Below are 22314 nucleotides of genomic sequence, written 5' to 3'. Positions count from 1 at the left end.
TCAGCCGCCCTGCGTCGGGACGTACTCGAACCACTCGAACGCGACCGACCCCTCCGTGGCGTACATGCCGATGACGCGGCCGGTGAAGCCGCCGGCGACCTCGGTGGACAGGTAGCGCCCGTCCAGCTCGGCCAGCGGGTGGGCGCCCGGGGCGGCGGGGTCGCCCAGCCAGAAGGCGAGGGTGTCGGGGCCGGTGGTGTGGCCGCCGGTGAGCAGGGGCGACGCCGGCACCAGGTCCGAGGTGCGGACGGTCACGCCGAGGGTCAGCGGGCCGGGCGGGGCGTGCCGCCGGGCCACCGTCTGGCTCAGCGGTCCGATCCGGGCGACGACGCGCACCTCGCCGTCGCCGGCCTCCACCTCGTAGTGGTGGGCCTCGTCCAGCCGTACGCAGAGACCGCCGCGTCCCGTGCCCGGGTCGAGCAGGGTGGTGACGCGGCAGTCGTGGTGCTGCTGGCGGCGGCCGACGAACGTGTAGCCGGGGGTGTCCAGGGTGGGGCCGGCGGCGTGCAGCACCAGCGAGCCGGGGCGCTCGGTGAGCGACCAGGAATCCTCCGGGCGGGTGAACGGCGAGATCCAGTGCGGTGCGAGGGCGGTCCCGTCGAAGTCGTCGCGGGCGGGCGGGGCCGGTACGGGGTGCCAGGCGCCGCCCGGCGCCGGATGACGCTCGGGCACGGGGGCGACGACCGGCCAGCCGTCCTCGTCCCACTCCACGGGCGTCAGGAACGTCTCCCGGCCCAGGACGTGCACGTCGGGCGTGAACCCGCGCGGGCGGACGCCGAGCAGCACCATCCACCAGCCGCCGTCGGGCGCCTGGACCAGGTCGGCGTGGCCGGTGTTCTGGATCGCGCGGCCGGTGCCGCTGTGCGACAGCAGCGGGTTGCCGGGCGCGCCCTCCCAGGGGCCGCGCGGGGAGCGGGCACGCGCCACCGAGACGGCGTGGCCGCGCTCCGTGCCGCCCTCGGCGATCAGCAGGTACCACCAGTCGCCGACGCGGAGCAGGTGCGGCGCCTCCGGGTACTTCAGGCCGCTGCCCGACCAGGTGGGGAAGGGCCCCTCCAGCACCGTGCCCTCGACGGGGTCGATCCGCGCCAGGTTGATGCCGCCTGCCGGACCGGAGAAGGCGCACCAGCAGGTGCCGTCCTCCTCCCACGCCAGGTCGGGGTCGATCCCCTCGATGCCGATCCACACCGGGTCGCTCCACGGGCCCTCGGGCCGCTCGGCCCGCACCACGAAGTTGCCGCCGCCGTCGACGTTGGTGTTGACGACCCAGAAGAGGCCGTCGTGATGACGGATGGTGGGGGCGTAGAGGCCGCCGGACGCCTTCGAGCCGGGGAGCGGCAGCGGGAGCTGCTCGGGGCGGTCGAGCACGTTGCCGATCTGCTCCCAGTGCACGAGGTCCCGGGTGTGGAAGAGCGGCAGTCCGGGGAAGTACTCGAAGCTGGAACACACCAGGTAGTAGTCGTCACCGGCCCGGCACACGCTCGGATCGGGATGGAAACCGCTGATCACCGGATTGTTGTACGTGTGGTCGAACACGGTTCTCCCCTCCGGACGGCGGTTGCTGCGGGGAGTCTAGGCGCGCGGACGATCAAGCGGCAGGTCGACTGCGCACTGGCCCCCTACCGGCCGGGACGTGCCCGTCTGCCGAAGAGGATGCCGCGCGGCTCGGGCGGCGGGGGAGTGCCCGGCTTCAGCGGCCACGCCAGCAGCATGCCGACGACGAAGCCCACGACGTGCGCCGCGTACGCCACCGTGCCCGCGTCCGTGAGGCCCTGGCCGGCCGAGTACACCGCCTGGAGCACGAACCACAGGCCCAGCACGATCCACGCGGGCAGCCGCAGCGGCAGGAAGATCAGGAACGGCACCAGCACCCAGACCCGCGCCCGCGGATAGAGGACCAGATACGCGCCCAGGACGCCGGCGATCGCCCCGGACGCGCCGATCAGCGGCTCGCCCGAGCTGCCGTCCAGCACCGCGAAGCCGTACGCGGCCGCGTAGCCGCAGACCAGGTAGAACAGCAGGAAGCGGACGTGCCCCATGCGGTCCTCGATGTTGTTGCCGAAGATCCACAGGAACAGCATGTTGCCCAGCAGGTGCAGCCAGCCGCCGTGCAGGAACATCGCCGTCAGCACGCTCAGTTCGGGCGACTTGTCGTAGCGCGGCGGGCCGATCACGCACCCCGCGCCCTGCGGGCCCACGCCGGTGGCGCCGGTCGGCACCAGGCTCGGCATCTGGTGGTGGATCAGCTCCCTGGGCACCACCGCCCACCGCTCCAGGAACGCCTGGAGATGGCACAGCTCCGCCAGGCTGCCGCCGCCCCCGGTCAGGGAGCCGACGACACCGGGCGTGAGCGCCACGAACACGACGACGTTCGCGACGATCAGCGCGTACGTCACCCAGGGGGTGCGCCGCGCGGGGTTCACGTCATGGACGGGGATGACCACATCCCACATGTGCCCGGACGGCCGCCGGTGAATCAGCGGGCCCCTGAACGCCGCCCGTCCGCCGCGCGTATGTCTCCACAACCGCCCGCGGCGCGGGGAAGGCGCCGCGGGGCCGACGTGAGGACACAGGCGATGAACGACCGAGTGACCGTCCCCGTGCACGCGCTGCCCGACGGCGAGGCCGAGCTGACGCTCGTGGTCCGCCTCCCCTGGGAGGACGTCGCCCGGCTCGGCCAGGAGGCGGGGCGGCTCGCCTCGCAGATGCAGCGTCCTGTGACGCTGGACGAGGCGGTCGGCCACCGCCTGCGGTCCGTGCGGGCCGGTGCCGCGCACGCCCGGCCCGCCGGCGAACAGCCGCCCGCCGTCCCCCCGTCCACCGCCTCCACGCCGGCGTCCGGCTCGGTCTCCTCCCTGCCGTCCCGCCCGCCGGCGGAACAGGCCCGCCAGGCGATCGAACGGATCAACGGGACGGCGTGACGCCGTCCCGTCGAGGGGGTGTCGTGCGACGCCGCGGGGGCGCGGGAGATGCGGGGCGCGTTGTGTCCGGCACGCCTGCCTGGCCCGGGCCGCGCGCCGGGCTTGCTCCGGCCGGGTTGGGGCGCCGGTGCGGCCGGGCTGTAGCTGACGCCCACCGGGGTTGTGCCGGCGCCGGGGACGGCGTGACGCCGTCCCGTCGAGGGCTGACGTGCGGCGAGGCGCGGCTGCCGCCTACTGACGGCACGGTAGACGCGGGGCGCGCCGGGTCCGACTCGCCCGCCGGGCTCGGGTTTCCGTGCCGTCGGGTCGAGCTCAAGCTCACTGGGCCGTGCCGGCATCGGGGACGGTGTGACGCCGTCCCGTTGAGGGGCGCGTGCGTCGTGCGACGCCGCGGGGGCGCGGGAGATGCGGGGCGCGTTGTGTCCGGCACGCCTGCCTGGCCCGGGCCGCGCGCCGGGCTTGCTCCGGCCGGGTTGGGGCGCCGGTGCGGCCGGGCTGTAGCTGACGCCCACCGGGGTTGTGCCGGCGCCGGGGACGGCGTGACGCCGTCCCGTCGAGGGCGCGTGGTCGGAAGACGCTGCGGCTGTGCACGGGCACGGAAGACGCGGGGCGCGCTGCGTCCGGCACGTCTGGCGATCCGGTTCCCGCGCCGCCGGGGGTGAGTTCACGCCCAACGCGCCGGGTCGGCGTCGTCGGCGGGGCGGCAGCGGTCACCGCGATGCGCTGATCTTCGTCGCCGCCTTCCGCGCCGCCACCTGCACCGGGTCCCACACCGGGGAGAACGGCGGGGCGTAGCCCAGGTCGAGGGCCGCGACCTGGTGGACCGTCATCCCCGCCGTGAGGGCGACCGCCGCGATGTCCACGCGCTTGCCCGCGCCCTCACGGCCGACGATCTGGACGCCGAGGAGGCGGCCCGTGCCCAGCTCCGCCAGCATCTTCACCGTCATGGGAGCGGCGTTCGGGTAGTAGCCCGCGCGGCTGGTCGACTCGATCGTCACCGCCTCGAAGCGCAGGCCCACGCGGCGGGCGTCCTTCTCGCGCAGGCCGGTGCGCGCGATCTCCAGGTCGCACACCTTGCTGACCGCCGTGCCGACCACGCCGGGGAAGGTCGCGTAGCCGCCGCCGGCGTTCGTGCCGATGATCTGGCCGTGCTTGTTGGCGTGGGTACCGAGCGGGATGTGCCGCAGCTGCCCGGAGACCAGGTCGAGGACCTCCACGCAGTCGCCGCCCGCCCACACGTTCTCCCGGCCGCGCACCCGCAGCGACCGGTCGGTGAGCAGCCCGCCGTGGTCGCCCAGCGGCAGCCCGGCGTCCCGCGCGAGGGCGTTCTCGGGCCGCACGCCGATGCCCAGGACGACGACGTCGGCGGGGTACTCGGCGTCCGCGGTGGCGACCGCGCGCACCCGGCCGTCGGCGCCGGTCGGCAGCGCCGTCACCTCCGCGTCGTCGACCATCGTGATGCCCAGGCCGGTCATCGCCTCGCGCACCAGCCGGCCCATGTCGGGGTCGAGCGTCGCCATCGGCTCCCTGCCCCGGTTGACGACCGTCACCTCGTAGCCGCGATTGATCAGCGCCTCGGCCATCTCCACGCCGATGTAACCCGCCCCCACGACCACCGCGCGGCGCCCTCCCGTGCGGGCCAGCGTGTCCAGCAGCGCCTGCCCGTCGTCCAGGGTCTGCACCCCGTGCACGCCCGGCGCGTCGATCCCGGGCAGGTCCGGGCGGACCGGCCGCGCGCCGGTCGCGATCACCAGCTTGTCGTACGACGTCCACACCTCGGCGCCGGACTCCAGGTCGCGGGCGCGCACCCGCCCCCGGTCCACGTCGATCTCCGTGACCTCGGTGCGCAGCCGCACGTCGATGTCCCGCGCCCGGTGCTCCTCGGGGGTGCGCGCGATCAGCCGGTCCCGGTCGTCGACGTCGCCGCCCACCCAGTAGGGGATGCCGCAGGCGGAGTAGGAGGTGAAGTGGCCGCGTTCGAACGCCACGATCTCCAGCTCGTCCGGCCCCTTCATCCGCCGGGCCTGCGACGCCGCGGACATGCCCGCGGCGTCGCCGCCGATCACGACCAGCCGTTCCCTCGCCCCGTGCGCAGCGTTCGTGTTCATGCCGCCCACGCTACGGGGGAGGGGCGGAGGCGGGGGACGCGAGGTCCCTCAGGCGTCGTCGCTCCCGGCGTCCGTGGCGCGCTCCGGGGCGGACGGACCCCCCGCGACCGGCGCACTCCCCGCGACCGGCGCACGCCCCGGGACCGGCGGGACGACGGGCAGCGTGCCCGTGCCCGGACCGCCGCCCGTCGCGGGCTCCGGGCGCGGACGGCGCGGCAGCCGGGGGCCGATCAGCTTCCGCCACACCAGGACGACCAGCGCCGCCACCGCCGCGAACGGCAGGACCGCGCCGAGCGCCACCGTCAGCCAGCGCAGCAGCGTCACGAAGACGCCCCAGCCGCCCGCGAGCGCGTCCAGGAAGCCGGGGTCGTCGTCCTCCTTCTCCACCGCCTTCCGCACCGGCGTCTCGGACAGCGTGAGCGTGATGGTGGCGAGGCTCGTACGGTCCTTCAGGGACGCCTGCTGGGCGAGCAGCGACTCCAGGTCCGCCTGGCGGCTGCTCAGCTCGCCCTCCAGCGTCACCACGTCGCTGAGCCGGGTCGCCCGGTCCATCAGCTCACGGATCCGCGCCACGCTCGCCCGCTGCGACCTGATCCGGCTCTCCACGTCGACCACCTGGCCGGTGACGTCCTCCGCGTTCGCGCTGCGCTCGATCAGCGTGCCCGTGCCCTCCAGGTCCGCCAGCACCTCCTCGTACGCGTCGACGGGCACCCGCAGCACCACGCGGGTGCGCTCGTGACCCCGGCCGTCCCGGCGGGTGGTCTCGTCACCGACGTAGCCGCCCGCGTTCACGGCCGCGGTGCGGGCCTCGTCGAGCGCCGTCGGCACGTCCTTCACGCGCACCGTCAGGGAGGCGGTGCGGATGATGTGCTCCGCCGCCACCTGGGGCGCGGACGGCGCGGCGGACCGGGACCGGTCCGATGTGCCGCCGGGCGCGCCCTGGTCCGCGGACCCCGGCGCCGCCTCCGCGGGCGCCCTCTCGTCCGCCGCCACCCCCTGGCCTCCCGCGGCCTTGCTGTCGGCGCTGTCGCCGCCGGCGCTGCACCCGGTGACCGCGAGGGCCGCCGCCAGCAGGGCCCCGGCGAGGGCGTGGGCGGATCGTACGGATCGTCGTGTGCGCATGCGGGGCTCCCCCTCGTGTCCTGACGGCTGACGCTCCTCAGACGCCGGGAGGGGGCCGGGCGTTCGGGCCGGACGGTCGCGATGGGGTCACGGTAGGGACTCGACAGGGCCACACGGCCCTGGCAGGCCGGCGGGCGGCGTTTGAGAGGGTGGGGGCATGAGCGGATCACACACGGACGGCGGCCGGCACGCCGTCGTCGTCGGAGCGGGCATCGCCGGACTGGCCGCCGCGCACCGGCTGCTGGAGCACGGGGCGCGGGTCACCGTGCTGGAGGCCTCGGAACGGGTCGGCGGCAAGCTGCTGCCCGGCGAGATCGCGGGCGCCCGCGTCGACCTCGGCGCCGAGTCGCTGCTGGCCCGCAGGCCCGAGGCGGTCGGACTCGCCCGCGCGGTGGGCATGGCCGACCGGCTCCAGCCGCCCGCCACCGCCTCCGCCGCGCTGTGGACCCGCGGCGCGCTGCGCCCCATGCCGAAGGGGCACGTCATGGGCGTCCCCGGCACCGCCGCCGCCCTCGCCGGGGTGCTGTCCGACGAGGGGCTCGCCCGGATCGGACGGGACGCCGAACTGCCGCCCACCGAGATCGGCGACGACGTCGCGATCGGCGCGTACGTCGCCGAGCGGCTCGGCCGGGAGGTCGTCGACCGGCTCGTGGAACCCCTGCTCGGCGGGGTGTACGCGGGGGACGCGTACCGCATCTCGATGCGCTCGGCCGTCCCGCAGCTCTTCGAGGCCGCCCGCGCGCACGCCACCCTGACCGAGGCGGTCCGCGCCGTCCAGGAGAGGACGGCCGCCGCACAGCAGGCCGGTCCCGTCTTCACGGGCGTAGCGGGCGGCGTGGGCACCCTCCCGCTCGCGGTCGCCGACTCGCTGCGCTCCCACGGCGTCCGCGTCCTCACCGGCACGCCGGTCACCGAACTGCGCCGCGACCCCGACGACGGCTGGCGGCTCGTCGCCGGCGGCGAGGTGCTGCACGCCGACGCCGTCGTCGTCGCCGTGCCCGCCCCGGCCGCCGCCGGCCTGCTGCGCGCCGAGGCGCCGGGCGCCGCCGCCGAGCTGTCCGCCGTCGAGTACGCCTCGATGGCGCTGATCACCCTCGCCTACCGGCGCGACGAGGCGCGGCTGCCCGAGGGCAGCGGGTTCCTGGTGCCGCCCGTGGACGGCCGCACGATCAAGGCGGCCACGTTCACGTCCCGCAAGTGGGGCTGGATCGCCGAGGAGAACCCGGACCTGGCCGTCGTGCGCACCTCCGTCGGCCGCCACGGCGAGACGGAGATCCTGCACCGCGACGACGACGAGCTGGTGGAGCTGTCCCGGCACGACCTCAAGGCGGCCACCGGCCTGGACGCCCAGCCGGTCGCCGCGCGCGTGACCCGCTGGGACGACGGCCTGCCGCAGTACCCGGTCGGCCACCACGCGCGCGTGGCCCGCGTCCGCGAGCACCTCGCGGGCCTGTCCGGGCTGGCCGTCTGCGGCGCCGCCTACGACGGCGTCGGCGTCCCGGCGTGCATCGCGAGCGCGTACGCCGCCGCCGACCAGGTGCAGGGTGACCTGCGCGGTGTGCAGGAGCTCACCGCGCACCCGGTGCAAAGCCTTCACGGAGGAGCAGGAGAATAAGGGACATGAGTGACGACGCCACCACCCCCGACCGGATCCCCAACAAGGGCAAGCTGGCCAAGGACCTCAACGAGGTCATCCGCTACACCCTGTGGTCCGTGTTCAAGCTGAAGGACGTCCTGCCGGAGGACCGCGCCGGCTACGCCGAGGAGGTCCAGGAGCTGTTCGACCAGCTCGCCGCCAAGGACGTCACGATCCGCGGCACCTACGACGTGTCGGGCCTGCGCGCGGACGCCGACCTCATGATCTGGTGGCACGCCGAGACCGCCGACCAGCTCCAGGAGGCCTACAACCTCTTCCGCCGCACCCGCCTGGGCCGCGCGCTCGAACCGGTCTGGTCGAACATGGCGCTGCACCGCCCCGCCGAGTTCAACCGCGCGCACATCCCGGCGTTCCTCGCCGACGAGACGCCCCGCGACTACGTGAGCGTCTACCCGTTCGTGCGCTCCTACGACTGGTACCTGCTGCCGGACGAGGACCGCCGCCGGATGCTCGCGGACCACGGCAAGATGGCCCGCGGCTACCCGGACGTGCGCGCCAACACGGTCGCCTCGTTCTCCCTCGGCGACTACGAGTGGATCCTCGCCTTCGAGGCCGACGAGCTGTACCGCATCGTCGACCTGATGCGTCACCTGCGCGGCTCGGAGGCGCGGATGCACGTCCGTGAGGAGGTCCCGTTCTTCACGGGCCGCCGCAAGGACGTCGCCGAGCTGGTCGCCGGTCTGGCCTGACGCCGGCGCGGCCTGACGCCGGCGCGGCCTGACGCCGGCGCGGCCTGACGCCGCTCAGGCCGCGGGCGCCGAGGACCGGGGTGCCCTGGGCTCGGGCGCCGGGTGGGGTGCGCAGGACGCGCGCCGCCCCGGCACCCGGCCCTCCAGCAGATACGCCGTCAGATAGGCGTTCACGCACGCGTTGGCGCCGCCCGCGAGGCCGTGGCTGCCGGCGTCCCGCTCCGTCACCAGCGCCGACCCGGCCAGCCTCCGGTGCAGCTCCAGCGCCCCGTCGTACGGGGTGGCCGCGTCCCGTTCGGCCGCCAGGATCAGCGTGGGCGGCAGGGCGCCCGCCCCGGCGCGCACGTCCAGCGGCCGCTGCCTCGGCGCCGGCCAGGAGGCGCAGGGCAGGTTGGTCCACACGTTGTCCCACGTCTCGAACGGCGCCCGGCGCGCCAGCCGCGTGTTGTCCCGGTCCCACACCGCGAAGTCCGCCGGCCAGGGGGCGTCGTTGCACTCCACCGCCAGATACACCGCGCGCGTGTTCTCCGCCTCCGCCGCCGCCTCGGGGTGCTCCTCCGCCTGTTCCACCAGCGGCCCGGGATCGCCCTTCAGATACGCCGACAGGGCGTGCGCCCGCTGCGGCCAGTGGTCGTCGTAGTACGCCGCCTTCAGCATCGCCGCGTGCAGCTGCGCCGGGCCGACCTTCCCGCCCGCCGGCGTCCGCGCCAGCCGCTCCCGCACCAGGTCGTAGCTGTCCCGCACCTCGCCCGGGGTGTCGCCCAGCCCGTACACGCCGTGGTGGCGGGCGGCCCAGGCGCGGAAGTCCGCCCAGCGGTCCTCGAACGCGGCCGACTGGGCCAGGTTGTTGCGGTACCAGATCCGCTCCGGCGCCGGGTTCACCGCCGAGTCGAACACCATCCGCCGTACGTGCGAGGGGAACAGCGTCGCGTACAGCGCCCCGATGTACGTGCCGTACGACGACCCGAGATACGTCAGCCGGGTCTCGCCCAGCGCGGCGCGCAGCACGTCCAGGTCGCGGGCGTTGTTCAGCGAGGTGTAGTGCCGCAGCGCGTCGCCCGCCCGCTCGGCGCACCCTCGCGCGTACGCCGCGGCGCGGGCCGCGCGCTCCCGCTTGACCCGCGCCGAGGGGTGCTGGGGCGCCGGCGCGGGACCCTGGTGGAAGGTCTTGGGGTCGGTGCACGACAGCGGGGCGGACCGGCCCACCCCGCGCGGCGCGTAGCCGACCAGGTCGTAGGCGGCGGCGAGCCGCTTCCAGCCCGGCGCCATGCTCAGCATCGGGAAGTACATGCCGCTGACGCCCGGCCCGCCCGGGTTGTCGACCAGGGACCCCTGACGGGGGACCGCGCGCCCCGTCGCGGGGTCCTGCCCGGTGGCCCGGGAGCGGCTGACGGTGAGCGGGATCCGCTCGCCGTCCGGGCGGGCGTAGTCGAGCGGGACGCGCAGGGTGCCGCACTCCACCGTGGGCGGCAGCTCCTGCTCCTCGGTGCACGGGCCGAAGTCGATCCCCTCGGAGGCGGCGCGCGCGGCGGCCACCGCGGTGCCGCGCGCCTCAGCAGTGCCGCGAGCCGCGGACGCGGGTGCGGCCGCGGGGGCCGGGACGGCCGATGCCGGGGTGGTGAGGAGCAAGGACCCGGCGGCCACGAGGGCGGCGGCGGTTCTCATCGGTGAGGTGATCCCTTCGGTGCGCTGCGGCGACACAAGGGATGTTTTCGGCATGCGGGGTGCCGGGCAAGGACCGCCCGCCGGGTGTCGGCGGCCGGTTCACCGCCTCGGGGCGGCCCGGTCACCACTCCAGGCGTGGTTCCCGGTGCGCGAAGGCCGCGCGCAGCTGCGGCTCGTCCACCGCGTGCACCCCGCGCACCGCGACGCAGGTGAGATACGCGCGGTCGTCGTCGGTGTCGTCGTCCGCCGCCCGGCGTACGGAGGCCAGCAGCCGCTGTCCCGCCGGGGACGCCCAGCGCGAGGCGGGGCTCAGCTCGAAGCGCGCGATGGCCAGGCAGCCCAGTGTGAACGCCAGCGGCAGCGCGAACCACAGGGCGACCAGCAGGCGCGGCATCTGCGACGGCGCGGGCAGGAGCAGCGCGGCGGCGGCGAGACCGGCCACGGCCGGCACGGCGAGGCGCAGCCCGCGCAGCGCCTCCGCGACGGTCCGCCCGTCGCCCTCCGGCACCGCGAGCCCGGCGCGCACCAGCCGGTCCGCCAGCGCGCGCACCGCCTCCGCGGTCGCCGCCGCCTTGCGCACCGGCGCTATGGGGGACTGCCCGTCCGGCCCGATCGCCCCTATCACCGTGCGCTCCATGTCGTCCCGCCCGCGCGGATCGACGACGGTGGCCCAGCCGGTGTGGGCGAGCAGCAGCCGCCGCTGACGGGCCATCGCGACGAGCGTGAGGTCGGCGACCCGGGCGGGCCCGCCCGACAGGAAGGCCGCCTCGTACAGCGTCAGTCCCCGGCGTCCTCCCGCGTCGTCACCGCCGGCCGCCGCCTCACGCACCGCCGCACGACACAGCCGCAACCCGGCGACCCCGGCGATCGCCCAGGCCAGAAGCAGAAGAGGTACCCAGAACATGGACTGTTTGTAAGGGACGCGGTCGCAGAAACACCATGCCTTGTTCACGATCCGGACGCGATGTGCCGGTTCGTGGCGCGAATCCGACCTCGTCGCGCGGCGCGAGGCCGGCGTCGTGCGCGTACCGTCCGGTGACGCCTCAGCGGCGGAGCAGTGCCCGGCGGGTCGCGCGGGCCAGGCGGGTCGCCGGGCGGTGGGCGCGGGGGCGGGGGCCCGAGCGGTCGAGCCACCACGCGCGCAGCTCGCGTCGCGCCCGCGGGTCCTCCGGGCGTCGGGAACTCAGCAGTTGGTCGACGAAGGCCATCGCGTCCTGCCGGTAGCCGCCCGTCATCGGGCGGGTCCGCGCGTACGCGAGGAAGGCCGGCCGGTAGCCGTCGCCGAGGATCTCCGGCAGCTCCGGGGCCACCTTCGCGACGACGTCGGCCCGCTTGGCGGCGAGCGCCCGTGCCTGCACCCGCATCCGCGTCCGGTCGAACCCCTCCGGCACCGGCGTCCCCGCGACCAGCGAGGACAGCACCGCGGTCTGGGCCAGCGCCAGCCGCTCCCGGGCGGCCTCGGCGACGGGCCCGACGGCGGCCGGCTCCCGCACCCGCTCCGGCGTCGAAGTCCCGCGGACCCGCGCCCCCGCCTCCACCGCCCGGCGGATAGCGTCCAGTTCGCGCTCCAGCTCGGCCGGGGGCGGGAAGTGCTCGTCCCGCTCCAGCAGCACGCCCGGGGGCGACACGCGGGAGGCGAGGTCGGTGAGGATGTCCAGCACGGCCGGCGGCACCGGGTGGGCGTGGCTGTCGTGCCACACGCCGTCCCGTTCGACGCCGCCCGCGACATGGACGTACGCGAGGGCCTCCAGGGGGAGTTCGGCGAGCGCCTTGGCCGGGTCCTCGCCCCGGTTGACGTGGTTGGTGTGCAGGTTGGCGACGTCGATGAGCAGCCGTACGCCGGTGCGGTCGGCCAGCTCGTACAGGAACTGTCCCTCGGTCATCTCCTCGCCGGGCCAGGAGAACAGCGCGGCGATGTTCTCCACGGCGAGCGGCACCGGCAGCGCGTCCTGGGCGATGCGGACGTTCTCGCACAGCACGTCGAGGGCGTCACGGGTGCGCGGCACCGGCAGCAGATGCCCGGCCTCGATGCCGGGGGACGCGGTCAGCGGACCGCCCGCCCGCACGAACGCGATGTGCTCGGTGACCAGCGGCGACCCCAGGGCCGTGGCCCGCTCGGCGAGCGCGGTCAGCCGCCGCTCGTCGGGGCGTCCGGCGTCGCCGAGCCCCAGGGAGACGCCGTGCGGCACGACCGTCACGCCGCGCTCCCGCAGCCGCAGCAGCGAGTCGGGCAGATGGCCGGGGCAGACGTTCTCGGCCACCGCCTCGATCCAGTCGACGCCCGGCATGGCCTCCACCGCGTCCGCGATCTCCGGACGCCACCCGATCCCGGTCCCCAGCCGCACCGTCGTCATCCCCGTCCCCTCCTTCACCCCGGCGTTCCCGCCCGGCCCCCGATCCGTCCGCACGGGACGTGCCGGACGTGCCGGGGATATGGCCCCGGGGTCCGCGTCCGAACCGTCCTCCGGCCGCCTTCAGAGGAACATTTGAGGTTGGGATAGGGCCGCCGGGGCAGCGGCACCGCCTGACGCGTTGTCAGTGGCGTACGGCAGGATGAGCCGCATGAGCCGGATCATCAGCTGCAACACGGCCGGGAAGGCCAAAGTCCTGTCGTACCTCGGAGCGGGCGAGACGCTCACGCCCGAGCAGCACCGTGTCCTCGGCATGGTGCGGGAGCGTGCCGAGGCCGCCCAGGAGGACCTGGACGCACAGGGCGTCGACTGGGGACTGCGGATACCGGAGGCCCTCGACCACCTCCTGGAGGGCCGTGCGGACTCGACCGCGGGGTACGCGGCAGGCGCCTACACCAGGGCCCTGCAGTGCGTCATCGACCTCAACGGGTCCGACCCGTACGACCTCGGCGTCTACTCCAAGCCCGCCACCTTCCTCCTCGCCCTGGACGAGGAGCTGCGCCGCGTCGGGGTGAGCGAGGACCTGCTGCTGTACCCGCACGTGTTCTCGGGCCCGCCCGCGGAGATACCGTTCCTCTTCCCGCACGCGGTGGACGGCCCGCACATCGGGATGTTCCCGCTCGCCAGGGCCAAGCCCGCCGCGGACGCCTACCGCGCGGTGTCCGGCTCCGTGTCGCCGGAGTTCCGCGACGAGGTCGACCGGTTCGCGTCCCTGCTGGAGAGCGAGCACGGCGAGTGGGAGTACGCGACGAAGGCCCTCGACTGGTACGACCAGGACACGATCTTCTTCTCCATCACCGGCTGAGCCGCCGCCCGCGCGCGCCGGACCCGCCCGCCGGGCGCGCCCGGCGGGCTCAGCGGACCTGGAAGGCCGTCGAGACCCCCTCGATCGACGAGATCGTCCCGCCGAGGCTCTTCGCGTCGCCGTGGTAGACGACGCGGTAGGTGCCCGAAGGGGTGCCCTGGGGAATGTCCCAGGTGACGGTGACCTTGGACGCGGCGATGCCGTCGCGGGCCCAGTGGAAGCGGGTCGCCCAGTCGCCGTCGTCGGCGACGGTGCGCCAGGCGCCGCCGGAGTCCCGCCGCTCGATCCGCAAGTACGTGTCGCCGCGGTGCAGGTCGTTGCCCGGGTGGGCGCCCGCGAAGACGACCTCGACGCGTTCCCCGGTCCGGTAGTTCTCCCGCGGCGGCACCAGCACGTCGCCGAACTTCCGGAACAGGGGCGGCGCGTCCAGCACCACGCCGGGCTGGAGCGAGAGCACCGAGCCGGACAGGTCCGGCGGCTCGGGTCCGAGCGGCAGGTCCGTGCCGTCGCGCAGGGACACCGCCAGCTCGGCCGCGGTCTGCTGGAGCGCCGGGAGCTGCCAGCGCCCGAAGAGGGTGCTGCCGCCCTCGTACTGCTGGGCGTCGTACTCCTCCGGCGTGGTCACGTAGTGGAAGTAGGAGTTGCTGTACCCGGCGACCAGCACGTCGTCCAGGTCCGCGCCGACGATCCCGGCGACCGTGCGCCGCAGCCGCAGGCCCGCGCAGACGGTGACCTCGCCGGGGATGCCGATGAGGTACAGGCCGCCGATGCGCACCAGCATCACCGGCACCCGCTCCTGGACCCAGGGGTAGATCCGGTTCATCTCCCCGATCGGCACGAAGACGTCCTTCGGCGCCTGCGCCTGCTTCAGCTCGGGGGACACCGTGTAGACGATCGAGTTCGAGATCGCGTCCCAGAACGGGTTGTCGCCCTCCTCGAAGCCGGGGAAGGCGGGCCCGTCCTCCAGGCTGCCGGCCGCCATCGACGCTCCCACGCACGGCTTGGACGTGCGGTGCGTCCTCCCGTCGCCGGTGAACTCCGGGCGCACGGTGACGTCGGAGAGGTCGACGTACACCAGCCGCGAGTCGACCGGCCCGGACAGCCGCACGCCGGGCGTGGCCGCCTGGGCCGCGGCCGCCTCGTACTGCCGCAGCCCGCTGGTGCGGGTGGACTCGAAGTCGGCGGGCGTGGTGGGCGGCACCAGGTCCAGGTTGGGCGACATGTCGCCGCTGTTGGTCTGCGCGAACGCCGACACGAACTCCGGTGTGCCGTCGGCGAGATAGTCCACGCCGTGGACCTCGCGCTCCCAGTGGTAGGCCGCGTACCCCTTGTTGTCGGCGCTGATCAGGCGGTTGTCGCCGGACATGCTGGTGCCGTGCACCGGGAACCAGTTGACCGCCCCGACCGTGCGGCCCTCGCGCTCCACCCGCAGCAGGGTGGTCAGGGTGTCCACGCCGTCCGGGAAGTGGTCGCGGTCGGCCTTCGGGTTCCGGTCGAAGGCGGTCCGCGAGCGGTTGGCGCTGACACCGGTCAACGTGCCGTGACTGAGCAGCAGTTCGGACGGGGCGAGGTCCTCGTGCGCGTGGCGCGCCGCCTCGAACAGGCCGTCCGCCACCGCCTCGAAGGTCGCCCGGTGGAAGCCGAACGTCGTGGTGTTGTAGAGGAGATGGTGCGAGTAGCCGCCGGGGCCCGCGTGGGTGTGGGTGGCGGAGATCAGCACGTTCCGCGCCGTGTAGAGGTCGCCGTACGCCTGCCTGAGCCGGCCCAGCACCGCCCGGTGCACGCTGTCGAAGATCATGGGGGAGTCGGCGACGATCAGCAGCACACGGCGCCCGCTCGCCCGCTCCACCACCACGAACGCCCGCGCCCGCAGCCGGGTGTGCAGACCCGCCGCCTGCTGGTCGAACCGTCCGTACCCCATCATGCCGACCTCGGCGACCTCGCCGGTGGCGTCGGAGATCCCCCGGCCGACGAGATAGCCGCCGTCCTCCGCGGCGGACGCGGCGCCCGCGGAGACCAGCTGCGCGCCCGCGAGACCGAGGCCGGTGACGGCGCCCGCCTTCAGGACGGTCCGGCGGCTGCGCAGGGGAGGACGTTCCGCGGTCATACGCTGCTCCTCGGACTCGGTCGGCCGCCGACGGGCGAAACATGAACAACATTCAAGTTCGCGCGCTTCCTTGGTACACCGGCTGCCATGAACACGGCAAGAGTGCTGCGCGCACGACGAAGCCGGCCCGGCGGGTCCGCTCACCACGGACGCGCCGGGCCGGCTCCCGCCGCCGTGCCTCCGCGCCTACCCCTTGCCCTGGAGCGACTCCCGCTCGCACACGGTCCCCGCGGCCGGCACCGTGCCGTCCAGCAGATACGCGTTCACGGCCTCGCGCACACAGGTGTTGCCGGAGTCGTACGCGCCGTGTCCCTCGCCCTCGTAGGTGAGTTCCACGCCGACGCCCTTGCCGAGCCGCTCCGCCATCCGCGCGGCGCCCTCGTACGGCGTCGCCGGGTCGCCGGTGTTGCCGACGAGCAGGATCGGCGGCGCGCCCGGCGCGCTCACGTCCGGGTGCGCGGCCTTGCCCCGCACCGGCCAGTCGGTGCACTCCAGCGTGCCCCACAGCATGGTGTCGCCGAACAGCGGGGACGCCTCCTCGAACGCGGTGGCCCGCTCCAGCACGTCCTCCACGGTGTAGCGGTCGCTGCGGTCGGCGCAGGTGATGGCGGTCTGCGCGTCCTGCTGGTCGCTGAAGCCGCCGGCGTGGCGGCCGATCAGGGCGTCCGCGAGGCCGAGCAGGGTCTCGCCCTCGTCGGCGGCGAGCAGCTGGAGGCCCACCTCCAGGGCGGGCCACGCGGTCTCCAGGTACAGCGCCTGGACGACGGCGTCGATGAGCTGGGAGCCGGTGAACACCCTCTCCCCGTCGACGGTCAGCGGCTCGTCGTCCAGGGCCTCCTCCAGCCGCATGACCAGCTGCGTGATCTCCTCCGGGCTGTCACCGAGGGCACAGCCGGTGTCCACGCACCACTGGGCGAAGTGGTCGAAGGCCAGCTGGAACCCGCCCGCCTGCGCGAGCGCCCCCTGCATCTGGTCCAGCGTCGGGTCCACGACACCGTCCAGGACGGCACGGCCCACGTGCTGCGGGAACAAGTGGGCGTAGACGCCGCCCAGTTCGGTGCCGTAGGAGATCCCCAGGTAGTGCAGCTTGTCGTCGCCGAGCAGATGGCGCAGCAGGTCCATGTCGCGGGCGGCGTCCTCGGTGCCCACGTGCGGCAGCACGCGGCCCGACTCCTTCTCGCAGGCGTCGGCGTACCGCTGCCGCGCCTGGAGCAGGGCGGTCACCTCGTCGTCGCCGTCGTCGGGGGTGTCGTCCTGCTCGGTCATCGCCTGCGCCGCGTCGGCGTCCAGGCAGGCGACCCCGGAGCTGGCGCCCGCCCCGCGCGGGTCGAAGCTCACCAGGTCGTAGCGGGACCGGAGTTGCTCGTAGTCGGCGGCGAGGGCGGGCAGGGTCGCCACGCCGGACTCGCCGGGCCCGCCGAAGTTGAACAGCAGCGAGCCGATGCGGTCGGCGGCGTCCGCGCGGGACGCCGCCCGGATCAGGGCGAGGCCGACGGTCTCACCGCCGGGTCTGTCCCAGTCCAGCGGCGCCCGCATGGTGGCGCACTGCCAGCGGGTGCCGTCCGGCAACGGTTCGGGCGCCTCTCCTCCGCCTTGCAGGGGGGACGGAGCGGGGCAGTCCTTCCACTCGAGGGACTGCGCCCATATCCGTCCGCGGTCGTCCTCCTCGCCGCCTCCGCCTCCGGCCGCGCCCCCGCCGGCCGGGCCGCAGGCGGCCAGGGAGGCGGAGAGCAGGACGGCGCCGGACAGCAGGGCAGCGGCTGTCGTACGTGGTGTCGGCATGCGCCCAGCCTCCGGCGGCCCAACCGCCGCCGCACGGCCGCACATCCATCCGGGGGACGCGCCAGGGCCGGCGCAGCGTCGGCTCGGCGCGGTGCCGGTTCAGCGCAGTGTCGGTTCAGCGCAGCGCCGGGTGGTCCGCCACCACCGTGCACGAACCGGGGGCGATCTCCGTGAAGCCCGCGTCGCGCACCGTCGGCAGGCCGCCGCCGGTCAGCGCGGGCCAGTCGGCCGGGTCGGCGGTGCGCACGGCCAGCGGGAAGCCGGCCGCCCGCCAGGCCTCACGCGCCGCGCCCGGCAGCTCCCACCAGGCGAGCTGGGCGCCGTGCCCGGCCTGGGCCATCGCCTTGCCGGCCGACATCTCGAGCTCCGGGTTCATCCACAGCGTGGGCACGCCGGGGTCCGCCGGCGGCACCGGGTCCGGGTCGTCGAGGTCGGTGCCCGACACCTGAAGCCGGGCCAGGTCCTTGGGCCAGCCGTCCAGCGGCACCGGCGGGAAGACCCGCACCTCGGCCGACTTCCCGGTCACGGTGATCCCGGGAAGCGCCTCCGCGCGCCGCCACTCCGCGCCACGCGCCCGCCGCACCACCTTCCGGATACGGGCGTCCTGCCAGTCGCGCATCGCTCGCGCCCACTCACCCTCGCCCGCCGACCGCTCGTCGGTCAGCATCACCAGCACCGCGCGGGCGGCCGTCTCCAGGGCGTCCGTCCGCGCGGGCGGCGAGCCGCGCTCGATACGGACCACGAGCGGCAGCACGAACTGCGGCGCCGCGTCCCGGTCACCGGGCTCGGGTCGGAAGGGGCTGTCGGGGGCGGGTGTCGTCCGGTCGTCGTTCACCCGCCCAGTGTGCCAAGGCGCCGAGCGGGCACCAGGGTGGGGGAAGGGACTGATGCGCGATGACTCAGGCGGTGCCGCAGCGCGGCGGGGGCGGCTCCAGCGGTCTGTACGACGTGCTGGAGCTCATTCTGGACCGAGGGCTGGTGGTCGACGCGTTCGTGCGGGTGTCTCTGGTCGGGATCGAGATACTCAAGATCGACATACGCATCGTGGTGGCGAGCGTCGACACCTATCTGCGCTTCGCCGAGGCGTGCAACCGGCTCGACCTGGAGGCCGGGCCGCGCAAGCCCGCCGGGCTGACGGAACTGCCGGACAAGATGCGGGAGTCCGGCTCGCGGGGAGCGGCCAAGGGGCTGCTGTCCGGCGCCGCGGAGACCGTCTCGGAGGCCTTCCGGTCGGCGCGCGACGAGCCTAAGCGGGCGTAGCGACGACCGAAGCGGGCGTAAGGCGGACAGCGCGCCCCGGCCGGTCAGCCGGAGCAGGCCGTGCGCTCCGCCTCGCGCCACTCGCAGACCGGGCACAGCGTGATGCCCTTGTACGTCTCCGGGTACTCCGTGGGCTCCTGGCACTGGACGCACGCCGCGTAGGGCGGGCCGTCCGCCTTCGGCGGGCGCTCGCCGCCGGCGAGGCAGTAGTCGCGGTCGGTCACGTCGTCGCTCATGCCTCCAGCGTAGGACGGTCAGCCGCGTCCGTTCGCCGCGCCGATCAGCTCGGAGACCTTGACGAACCGGTAGCCCCGGCGGCGCAGCTCCGGCACGACCGTGCGTACCGCCTCCTCCGTCGTCGGAGCGGCGCTGCGGGTGCAGTGCAGGACGACCACCGAGCCGGGCCGCACCCCGTCCAGCACCTGCCGGGCCACCGCGTCCGCGTCGGTGGCGAAGGCGTCGCCGCCGACGACGTCCCACTGCACGGCCGTGACGCCGGCCGGGGTGAGCGCCCTGAGCGCCCGCCGGTCGTAACAGCCGCCGGGGAAGCGGAAGTACGGCATCGGGTTCGGCACGCCCACCGCACGGAACGCCCGGTACGCCCGCTCCACGTCGGCCCGCATCCGCTCCTCGGGCACCGTGGGCAGGCCGTAGCAGTCGCCGGTGAAGGCGTAGTGGCTGTACGAGTGGTTGGCGACCTCGAAGAGCGGGTCACGGCCGATGGCGCGGGCCTGGTCCGGGTACTCCTCGGCCCACCGGCCCGTCATGAACACCGTCGCCGGCACCTTCAGCGCCCGCAGCGTTCCGATCAGCCGCGGATGGTCGAAGTGCTCGCCCGCCGCGGCCCTCGGGCCCTGGTCGGCGGTCATGTCGGCGTCGAAGGTGAGGGCCACGGTCTTGCCGGCGTCCCGGGGCCCGTGGTCGAACACCGGGGTGAGACCCGCGGGGCCCGCGGCGAGCGTGGGCGGCGCCGACGGGACGGCGGGGGAGGGTGCGGGGGCGGGCGGACGCGCGGCGGGACCGGCGGGGGCGCCGCACGCGGTGAGGGCGGCGGCGAGGACGCAGGCGGCGATAACACGACGTGAAAGTGTGATCACCGTATGACAGTAGGGCGACGGTCGGCGGTGGCCGTCGCGGCTCGGGCGGAGGGGACGGCGCGCTCACCCGGTCGGAGGGCACGCCTCCTCCGACCGGCCCCGGCCCCGCCGATGGGAGCCTGGGCGGGCTCAGATGTCCCGCCGCTCCAGCGGCTTGGTGGCCGGTCCCTGCACGACCTTCCCGTCCGTGTCGAAGCGGGACCCGTGGCACGGGCACTCCCACGCGCGCTCGGCCGCGTTGAAGCCGACCAGGCAGCCCAGGTGGGTGCAGCGGGCGGACACCGCGTGCAGGGCGCCGTCGTCGTCCCGGTACACCGCCAGCCGGCCGCTCTCCGTGCGCACCACCGCCCCCTCGCCCGGCGGCAGCGCCTCCACCGGGGGCGACGGGCGCAGCCGGTCCCCGACGAAGTGCTGGGCCACCTGCGCCTGGTGCTTGAGGAAGGCCGGCGCCTCCCGCACGGCCGAGGCCAGCCGCCGCGGGTCGTACAGCCCGGCCCAGGCGCACTCCCCGCCGGTGATCCGCGCGGCGAGCAGCCGGCCCGCCATCATGCCGCCGCTCATGCCCCAGCCGCCGAAGCCGGTGGCGACGTACGTGTGCCGGGCGCCCTGGTGCAGCGGGCCGACCAGCGGCACCGTGTCGGTGGGGTCGTTGTCCTGCGTCGCCCAGAAGTGTGTCAGCTCCACCCCAGGGAAGTGCCGGCGGGCCCACCCCGCCAGCCGGTCGAAGCGGGCGCGGGTGTCGCCGGTGCCCGGAGTGAAGTGCTCGCCGGTGACCACCAGCAGCCGACGCGAGGCGTCGTCGCCGTAGGGCGCGGTGCGCACCGAGCGGGAGCCGTCGTACGGGGTGATGTACATGCCCTCCGGGTCCAGCTCCGCCGGCACCGGGCCCGCGACGACCAGTTCGCGGCGCGGGGAGAGGCGGGTGAACAGCAGCGCGCGGTCGAAGACCGGGTAGTGGGTGGCGACCACGACGTCCCGGGCCGTCACCGACGCCCCGGTCGACGTCGACAGCCGGCAGGGCTCGCCCTCCTCCAGGCCCAGCACCGTGGTGTCCTCGAACAGGCGGCCGCCGTGCGCCTCGATGTCGTCGGCCAGCGCCAGCAGGTACCGGCGCGGATGGAACTGCGCCTGGCCCGTCACCTCCACCGCCCCCGCCACCGGGAACGGCAGCCCCGTCTCCTCCACGAACGACGCGGGCAGCCCCGCCTCCCGCGCGGCCCGCGCCTCCGCGCGCACCTCGTCCACCCGGTCCGCGTCCGTGACGTACGTGTACGAGCTGCGCCGCTCCCACTCGCACGCGACGCCCAGCTCCTCCACCACCCCGGCCGTCCGCTCGATCGCCTCCGCCTGCGACCGGGCGTACAGCCGCGCGCCCTCGCTGCCGCGGGTGCGGCGCAGCTTGTCGTAGACCAGGGAGTGCAGCGCGGTGACCTTGGCGGTGGTGTGCCCGGTCACGCCCGCCGCGATCCGGCCGGCCTCCAGCACGGCGACGCTGCGACCCGCCCGGGCCAGCTCCCACGCCGTGCAGAGGCCCGCGATGCCGCCGCCGATCACCGCCACGTCGACGTCCAGGTTGTCGCCCAGCGCGGGGCGGCGCTCCCCGCCGGGCGCGGTGGTCAGCCAGTACGAGTCACCCGAGTGCTGCTTCTCCTCCGTCATGCGGGGGCGGGTACCCCGGCGCGGGGGCTTCACGGCGGCGGGCTGTACGGCGGGCTGGCTGTACGGCGGCCGGTCCGGGGCCGCGTGCGCTTGCGGGCGTGCGGGCGCGGGCGTAACGTACAACCAAATGGTTGTAGATGGGATGGACGAGGCCGACCGGGCCGTGGACCGGCTGTTCCACGCGCTGGCCGACGCGACGCGGCGCGACATGCTGCGCCGCTGTGTCCGCGGTGAGCTGTCCGTGTCACGGCTGGCCGCCGCGTACCCGATGAGCTTCGCCGCGGTGCAGAAACACGTCACCGTGCTGGAGCGGGCGGGACTGGTCACCAAGGAGCGGCGCGGACGGGAGCAGCTCGTACGCACCGACCCCGACGCGGTGGCCCGCGCGCGGCAGGCGCTCGACGCGCTGGAGTCGGCCTGGCGGGCCCGGGTGGACCGGATGTCCGGCCTGCTCTCGGAGGACGACGGCCCGGACGTCGGCGGGCCCGCGCACGCAAGCGACAGGAAAGGACCGGACGGATGACTCTCACCCGTGTCGACAAGGACGTCGACACCCTCACGCTCACCCTCGTCGCGGACTTCACCGCACCGGTGGAGCGCGTCTGGCAGCTGTGGGCCGACCCGCGGCTGCTGGAGCGCTGGTGGGGCCCGCCCGGGTTCCCGGCGACCGTCGAGGAGCACGACCTCACGGCGGGCGGCGGCGTGAAATACCACATGACCGGGCCGGAGGGCGAGAAGTACGGCGGCTGGTGGCGGGTCTCCTCGGTCACGCCGCCGACGTCGCTGGAGTTCACCGACGGCTTCGCCGACCAGGACGGGCGGCCGGACCCGGAGATGCCGGTCACCACGGTCCGGATGACGCTCACCGGGCGCGAGGGCGGGACGCGGATGGAACTGCGGTCCGTGTTCGACACCCGGGAGCAGATGGAGCAGCTGGCCGAGATGGGCATGGTCGAGGGCATGAGCCAGGCCGTGGGCCAGATGGACGCGCTGCTGGAGAGCTGAACGGCGGGAGGGGGGGGGGGGCGGCG

20 protein-coding genes are annotated in these 22314 nt (G+C 75.0%); 7 read left to right on the top strand and 13 right to left on the bottom strand.

Annotation, left to right across the window (positions count from 1 at the left end; genetic code table 11):
• Together ACFOSY_RS09975 and ACFOSY_RS09970 are read right to left on the bottom strand one after the other, a co-directional pair.
• A complete protein-coding gene (locus ACFOSY_RS09975) occupies nt 1-1536 on the bottom strand; it encodes a glycoside hydrolase family 43 protein (RefSeq protein WP_394306386.1) in 1536 nt (511 codons plus the stop codon).
• Nucleotides 1537-1619: 83 nt separating this feature from the next.
• Nucleotides 1620-2444 carry a rhomboid family intramembrane serine protease gene (locus ACFOSY_RS09970; RefSeq protein ID WP_394306695.1) on the bottom strand — a complete coding sequence of 275 codons (825 nt, stop codon included), beginning with the start codon at nt 2442-2444 and terminating at the stop codon, nt 1620-1622.
• A gap of 132 nt (nt 2445-2576) precedes the next feature.
• Between ACFOSY_RS09970 and ACFOSY_RS09965 the strand changes: the two genes are divergently transcribed.
• Entirely contained in the window at nt 2577-2921 is a 345-nt protein-coding gene (locus ACFOSY_RS09965) for a hypothetical protein (protein WP_006130498.1), read from the top strand.
• A gap of 710 nt (nt 2922-3631) precedes the next feature.
• Here the strand turns inward: ACFOSY_RS09965 and ACFOSY_RS09960 are convergent.
• The gene (locus tag ACFOSY_RS09960) at nt 3632-5029 is read right to left on the bottom strand and encodes an FAD-dependent oxidoreductase (protein ID WP_394306385.1); all 1398 of its coding nucleotides are present in this window, start codon (nt 5027-5029) and stop codon (nt 3632-3634) included.
• A gap of 48 nt (nt 5030-5077) precedes the next feature.
• Nucleotides 5078-6151, bottom strand: coding sequence for a DUF4349 domain-containing protein (locus tag ACFOSY_RS09955; protein ID WP_394306384.1), 1074 nt, complete (start codon nt 6149-6151; stop codon nt 5078-5080).
• A 157-nt stretch (nt 6152-6308) separates the two neighbouring features.
• Here ACFOSY_RS09955 and hemG point away from each other — a divergent pair, with 157 nt between their 5' ends.
• On the top strand, nt 6309-7766 hold the full coding sequence (hemG, locus tag ACFOSY_RS09950; protein ID WP_394306383.1) for a protoporphyrinogen oxidase: 1458 nt from the start codon (nt 6309-6311) through the stop codon (nt 7764-7766).
• A gap of 5 nt (nt 7767-7771) precedes the next feature.
• Complete coding sequence (gene hemQ / locus ACFOSY_RS09945) at nt 7772-8497, top strand: hydrogen peroxide-dependent heme synthase (protein ID WP_394306382.1); 726 nt, start codon at nt 7772-7774, stop codon at nt 8495-8497.
• A gap of 54 nt (nt 8498-8551) precedes the next feature.
• Here hemQ and ACFOSY_RS09940 read toward each other — a convergent pair whose 3' ends face one another.
• The 3 genes from ACFOSY_RS09940 to ACFOSY_RS09930 form a co-directional block, all read right to left on the bottom strand.
• Nucleotides 8552-10162, bottom strand: a complete 1611-nt coding sequence (locus ACFOSY_RS09940) for an alpha/beta hydrolase (protein ID WP_394306381.1) — start codon at nt 10160-10162, stop codon at nt 8552-8554.
• A gap of 121 nt (nt 10163-10283) precedes the next feature.
• On the bottom strand, nt 10284-11066 hold the full coding sequence (locus tag ACFOSY_RS09935; RefSeq protein WP_394306380.1) for a TIGR04222 domain-containing membrane protein: 783 nt from the start codon (nt 11064-11066) through the stop codon (nt 10284-10286).
• A 139-nt stretch (nt 11067-11205) separates the two neighbouring features.
• On the bottom strand, nt 11206-12516 hold the full coding sequence (locus tag ACFOSY_RS09930) for a DUF692 domain-containing protein (protein ID WP_394306379.1): 1311 nt from the start codon (nt 12514-12516) through the stop codon (nt 11206-11208).
• Nucleotides 12517-12724: 208 nt separating this feature from the next.
• Between ACFOSY_RS09930 and ACFOSY_RS09925 the strand changes: the two genes are divergently transcribed.
• Nucleotides 12725-13378 carry a DUF7691 family protein gene (locus tag ACFOSY_RS09925; protein ID WP_394306378.1) on the top strand — a complete coding sequence of 218 codons (654 nt, stop codon included), beginning with the start codon at nt 12725-12727 and terminating at the stop codon, nt 13376-13378.
• 49 nt (nt 13379-13427) lie between these two features.
• Here ACFOSY_RS09925 and ACFOSY_RS09920 read toward each other — a convergent pair whose 3' ends face one another.
• The 3 genes from ACFOSY_RS09920 to ACFOSY_RS09910 form a co-directional block, all read right to left on the bottom strand.
• A complete protein-coding gene (locus tag ACFOSY_RS09920) occupies nt 13428-15485 on the bottom strand; it encodes a neutral/alkaline ceramidase (RefSeq protein WP_394306377.1) in 2058 nt (685 codons plus the stop codon).
• Between the two features lie 186 nt (nt 15486-15671).
• Nucleotides 15672-17267, bottom strand: coding sequence for an alpha/beta hydrolase (locus ACFOSY_RS09915; protein WP_394306376.1), 1596 nt, complete (start codon nt 17265-17267; stop codon nt 15672-15674).
• A 115-nt stretch (nt 17268-17382) separates the two neighbouring features.
• On the bottom strand, nt 17383-18102 hold the full coding sequence (locus ACFOSY_RS09910; RefSeq protein WP_394306375.1) for a peptidyl-tRNA hydrolase: 720 nt from the start codon (nt 18100-18102) through the stop codon (nt 17383-17385).
• A gap of 59 nt (nt 18103-18161) precedes the next feature.
• On the opposite strand from ACFOSY_RS09910, the gene gvpJ reads away from it, so the two are divergent.
• Nucleotides 18162-18527, top strand: a complete 366-nt coding sequence (gvpJ, locus tag ACFOSY_RS09905; RefSeq protein ID WP_394306374.1) for a gas vesicle protein GvpJ — start codon at nt 18162-18164, stop codon at nt 18525-18527.
• A gap of 44 nt (nt 18528-18571) precedes the next feature.
• Here gvpJ and ACFOSY_RS09900 read toward each other — a convergent pair whose 3' ends face one another.
• The 3 genes from ACFOSY_RS09900 to ACFOSY_RS09890 all read right to left on the bottom strand — a co-directional run bounded on the left by ACFOSY_RS09900 (nt 18572) and on the right by ACFOSY_RS09890 (nt 21283).
• Entirely contained in the window at nt 18572-18763 is a 192-nt protein-coding gene (locus ACFOSY_RS09900) for a hypothetical protein (RefSeq protein WP_369159405.1), read from the bottom strand.
• Nucleotides 18764-18781: 18 nt separating this feature from the next.
• Nucleotides 18782-19624 carry a polysaccharide deacetylase family protein gene (locus ACFOSY_RS09895; RefSeq protein WP_394306373.1) on the bottom strand — a complete coding sequence of 281 codons (843 nt, stop codon included), beginning with the start codon at nt 19622-19624 and terminating at the stop codon, nt 18782-18784.
• A 129-nt stretch (nt 19625-19753) separates the two neighbouring features.
• Nucleotides 19754-21283, bottom strand: coding sequence for an FAD-dependent oxidoreductase (locus ACFOSY_RS09890; RefSeq protein WP_394306372.1), 1530 nt, complete (start codon nt 21281-21283; stop codon nt 19754-19756).
• Between the two features lie 127 nt (nt 21284-21410).
• Between ACFOSY_RS09890 and ACFOSY_RS09885 the strand changes: the two genes are divergently transcribed.
• A complete protein-coding gene (locus ACFOSY_RS09885) occupies nt 21411-21806 on the top strand; it encodes an ArsR/SmtB family transcription factor (RefSeq protein ID WP_394306371.1) in 396 nt (131 codons plus the stop codon).
• Nucleotides 21803-22288, top strand: coding sequence for an SRPBCC family protein (locus ACFOSY_RS09880; RefSeq protein ID WP_394306370.1), 486 nt, complete (start codon nt 21803-21805; stop codon nt 22286-22288). Before ACFOSY_RS09885 ends, ACFOSY_RS09880 begins: the two co-directional genes overlap by 4 nt.
• Nucleotides 22289-22314 lie beyond the last annotated feature (26 nt).

Source organism: Streptomyces lusitanus (assembly GCF_042647945.1).
Lineage (GTDB): Bacteria > Actinomycetota > Actinomycetes > Streptomycetales > Streptomycetaceae > Streptomyces > Streptomyces pseudogriseolus.
This window is presented reverse-complemented; position numbering and strand designations above follow the sequence as displayed.

Coding starts and splice junctions, on each gene's coding strand:
- ACFOSY_RS09965 (WP_006130498.1), top strand. CDS start 2,577: ATGAACGACCGAGTGACCGTCCCCGTGCACGCGCTGCCCGACGGCGAG.
- ACFOSY_RS09960 (WP_394306385.1), bottom strand. CDS start 5,029: ATGAACACGAACGCTGCGCACGGGGCGAGGGAACGGCTGGTCGTGATC.
- ACFOSY_RS09955 (WP_394306384.1), bottom strand. CDS start 6,151: ATGCGCACACGACGATCCGTACGATCCGCCCACGCCCTCGCCGGGGCC.
- hemG (WP_394306383.1), top strand. CDS start 6,309: ATGAGCGGATCACACACGGACGGCGGCCGGCACGCCGTCGTCGTCGGA.
- hemQ (WP_394306382.1), top strand. CDS start 7,772: ATGAGTGACGACGCCACCACCCCCGACCGGATCCCCAACAAGGGCAAG.
- ACFOSY_RS09940 (WP_394306381.1), bottom strand. CDS start 10,162: ATGAGAACCGCCGCCGCCCTCGTGGCCGCCGGGTCCTTGCTCCTCACC.
- ACFOSY_RS09935 (WP_394306380.1), bottom strand. CDS start 11,066: ATGTTCTGGGTACCTCTTCTGCTTCTGGCCTGGGCGATCGCCGGGGTC.
- ACFOSY_RS09930 (WP_394306379.1), bottom strand. CDS start 12,516: ATGACGACGGTGCGGCTGGGGACCGGGATCGGGTGGCGTCCGGAGATC.
- ACFOSY_RS09925 (WP_394306378.1), top strand. CDS start 12,725: ATGAGCCGGATCATCAGCTGCAACACGGCCGGGAAGGCCAAAGTCCTG.
- ACFOSY_RS09920 (WP_394306377.1), bottom strand. CDS start 15,485: ATGACCGCGGAACGTCCTCCCCTGCGCAGCCGCCGGACCGTCCTGAAG.
- ACFOSY_RS09915 (WP_394306376.1), bottom strand. CDS start 17,267: ATGCCGACACCACGTACGACAGCCGCTGCCCTGCTGTCCGGCGCCGTC.
- gvpJ (WP_394306374.1), top strand. CDS start 18,162: ATGACTCAGGCGGTGCCGCAGCGCGGCGGGGGCGGCTCCAGCGGTCTG.
- ACFOSY_RS09900 (WP_369159405.1), bottom strand. CDS start 18,763: ATGAGCGACGACGTGACCGACCGCGACTACTGCCTCGCCGGCGGCGAG.
- ACFOSY_RS09890 (WP_394306372.1), bottom strand. CDS start 21,283: ATGACGGAGGAGAAGCAGCACTCGGGTGACTCGTACTGGCTGACCACC.
- ACFOSY_RS09885 (WP_394306371.1), top strand. CDS start 21,411: ATGGTTGTAGATGGGATGGACGAGGCCGACCGGGCCGTGGACCGGCTG.
- ACFOSY_RS09880 (WP_394306370.1), top strand. CDS start 21,803: ATGACTCTCACCCGTGTCGACAAGGACGTCGACACCCTCACGCTCACC.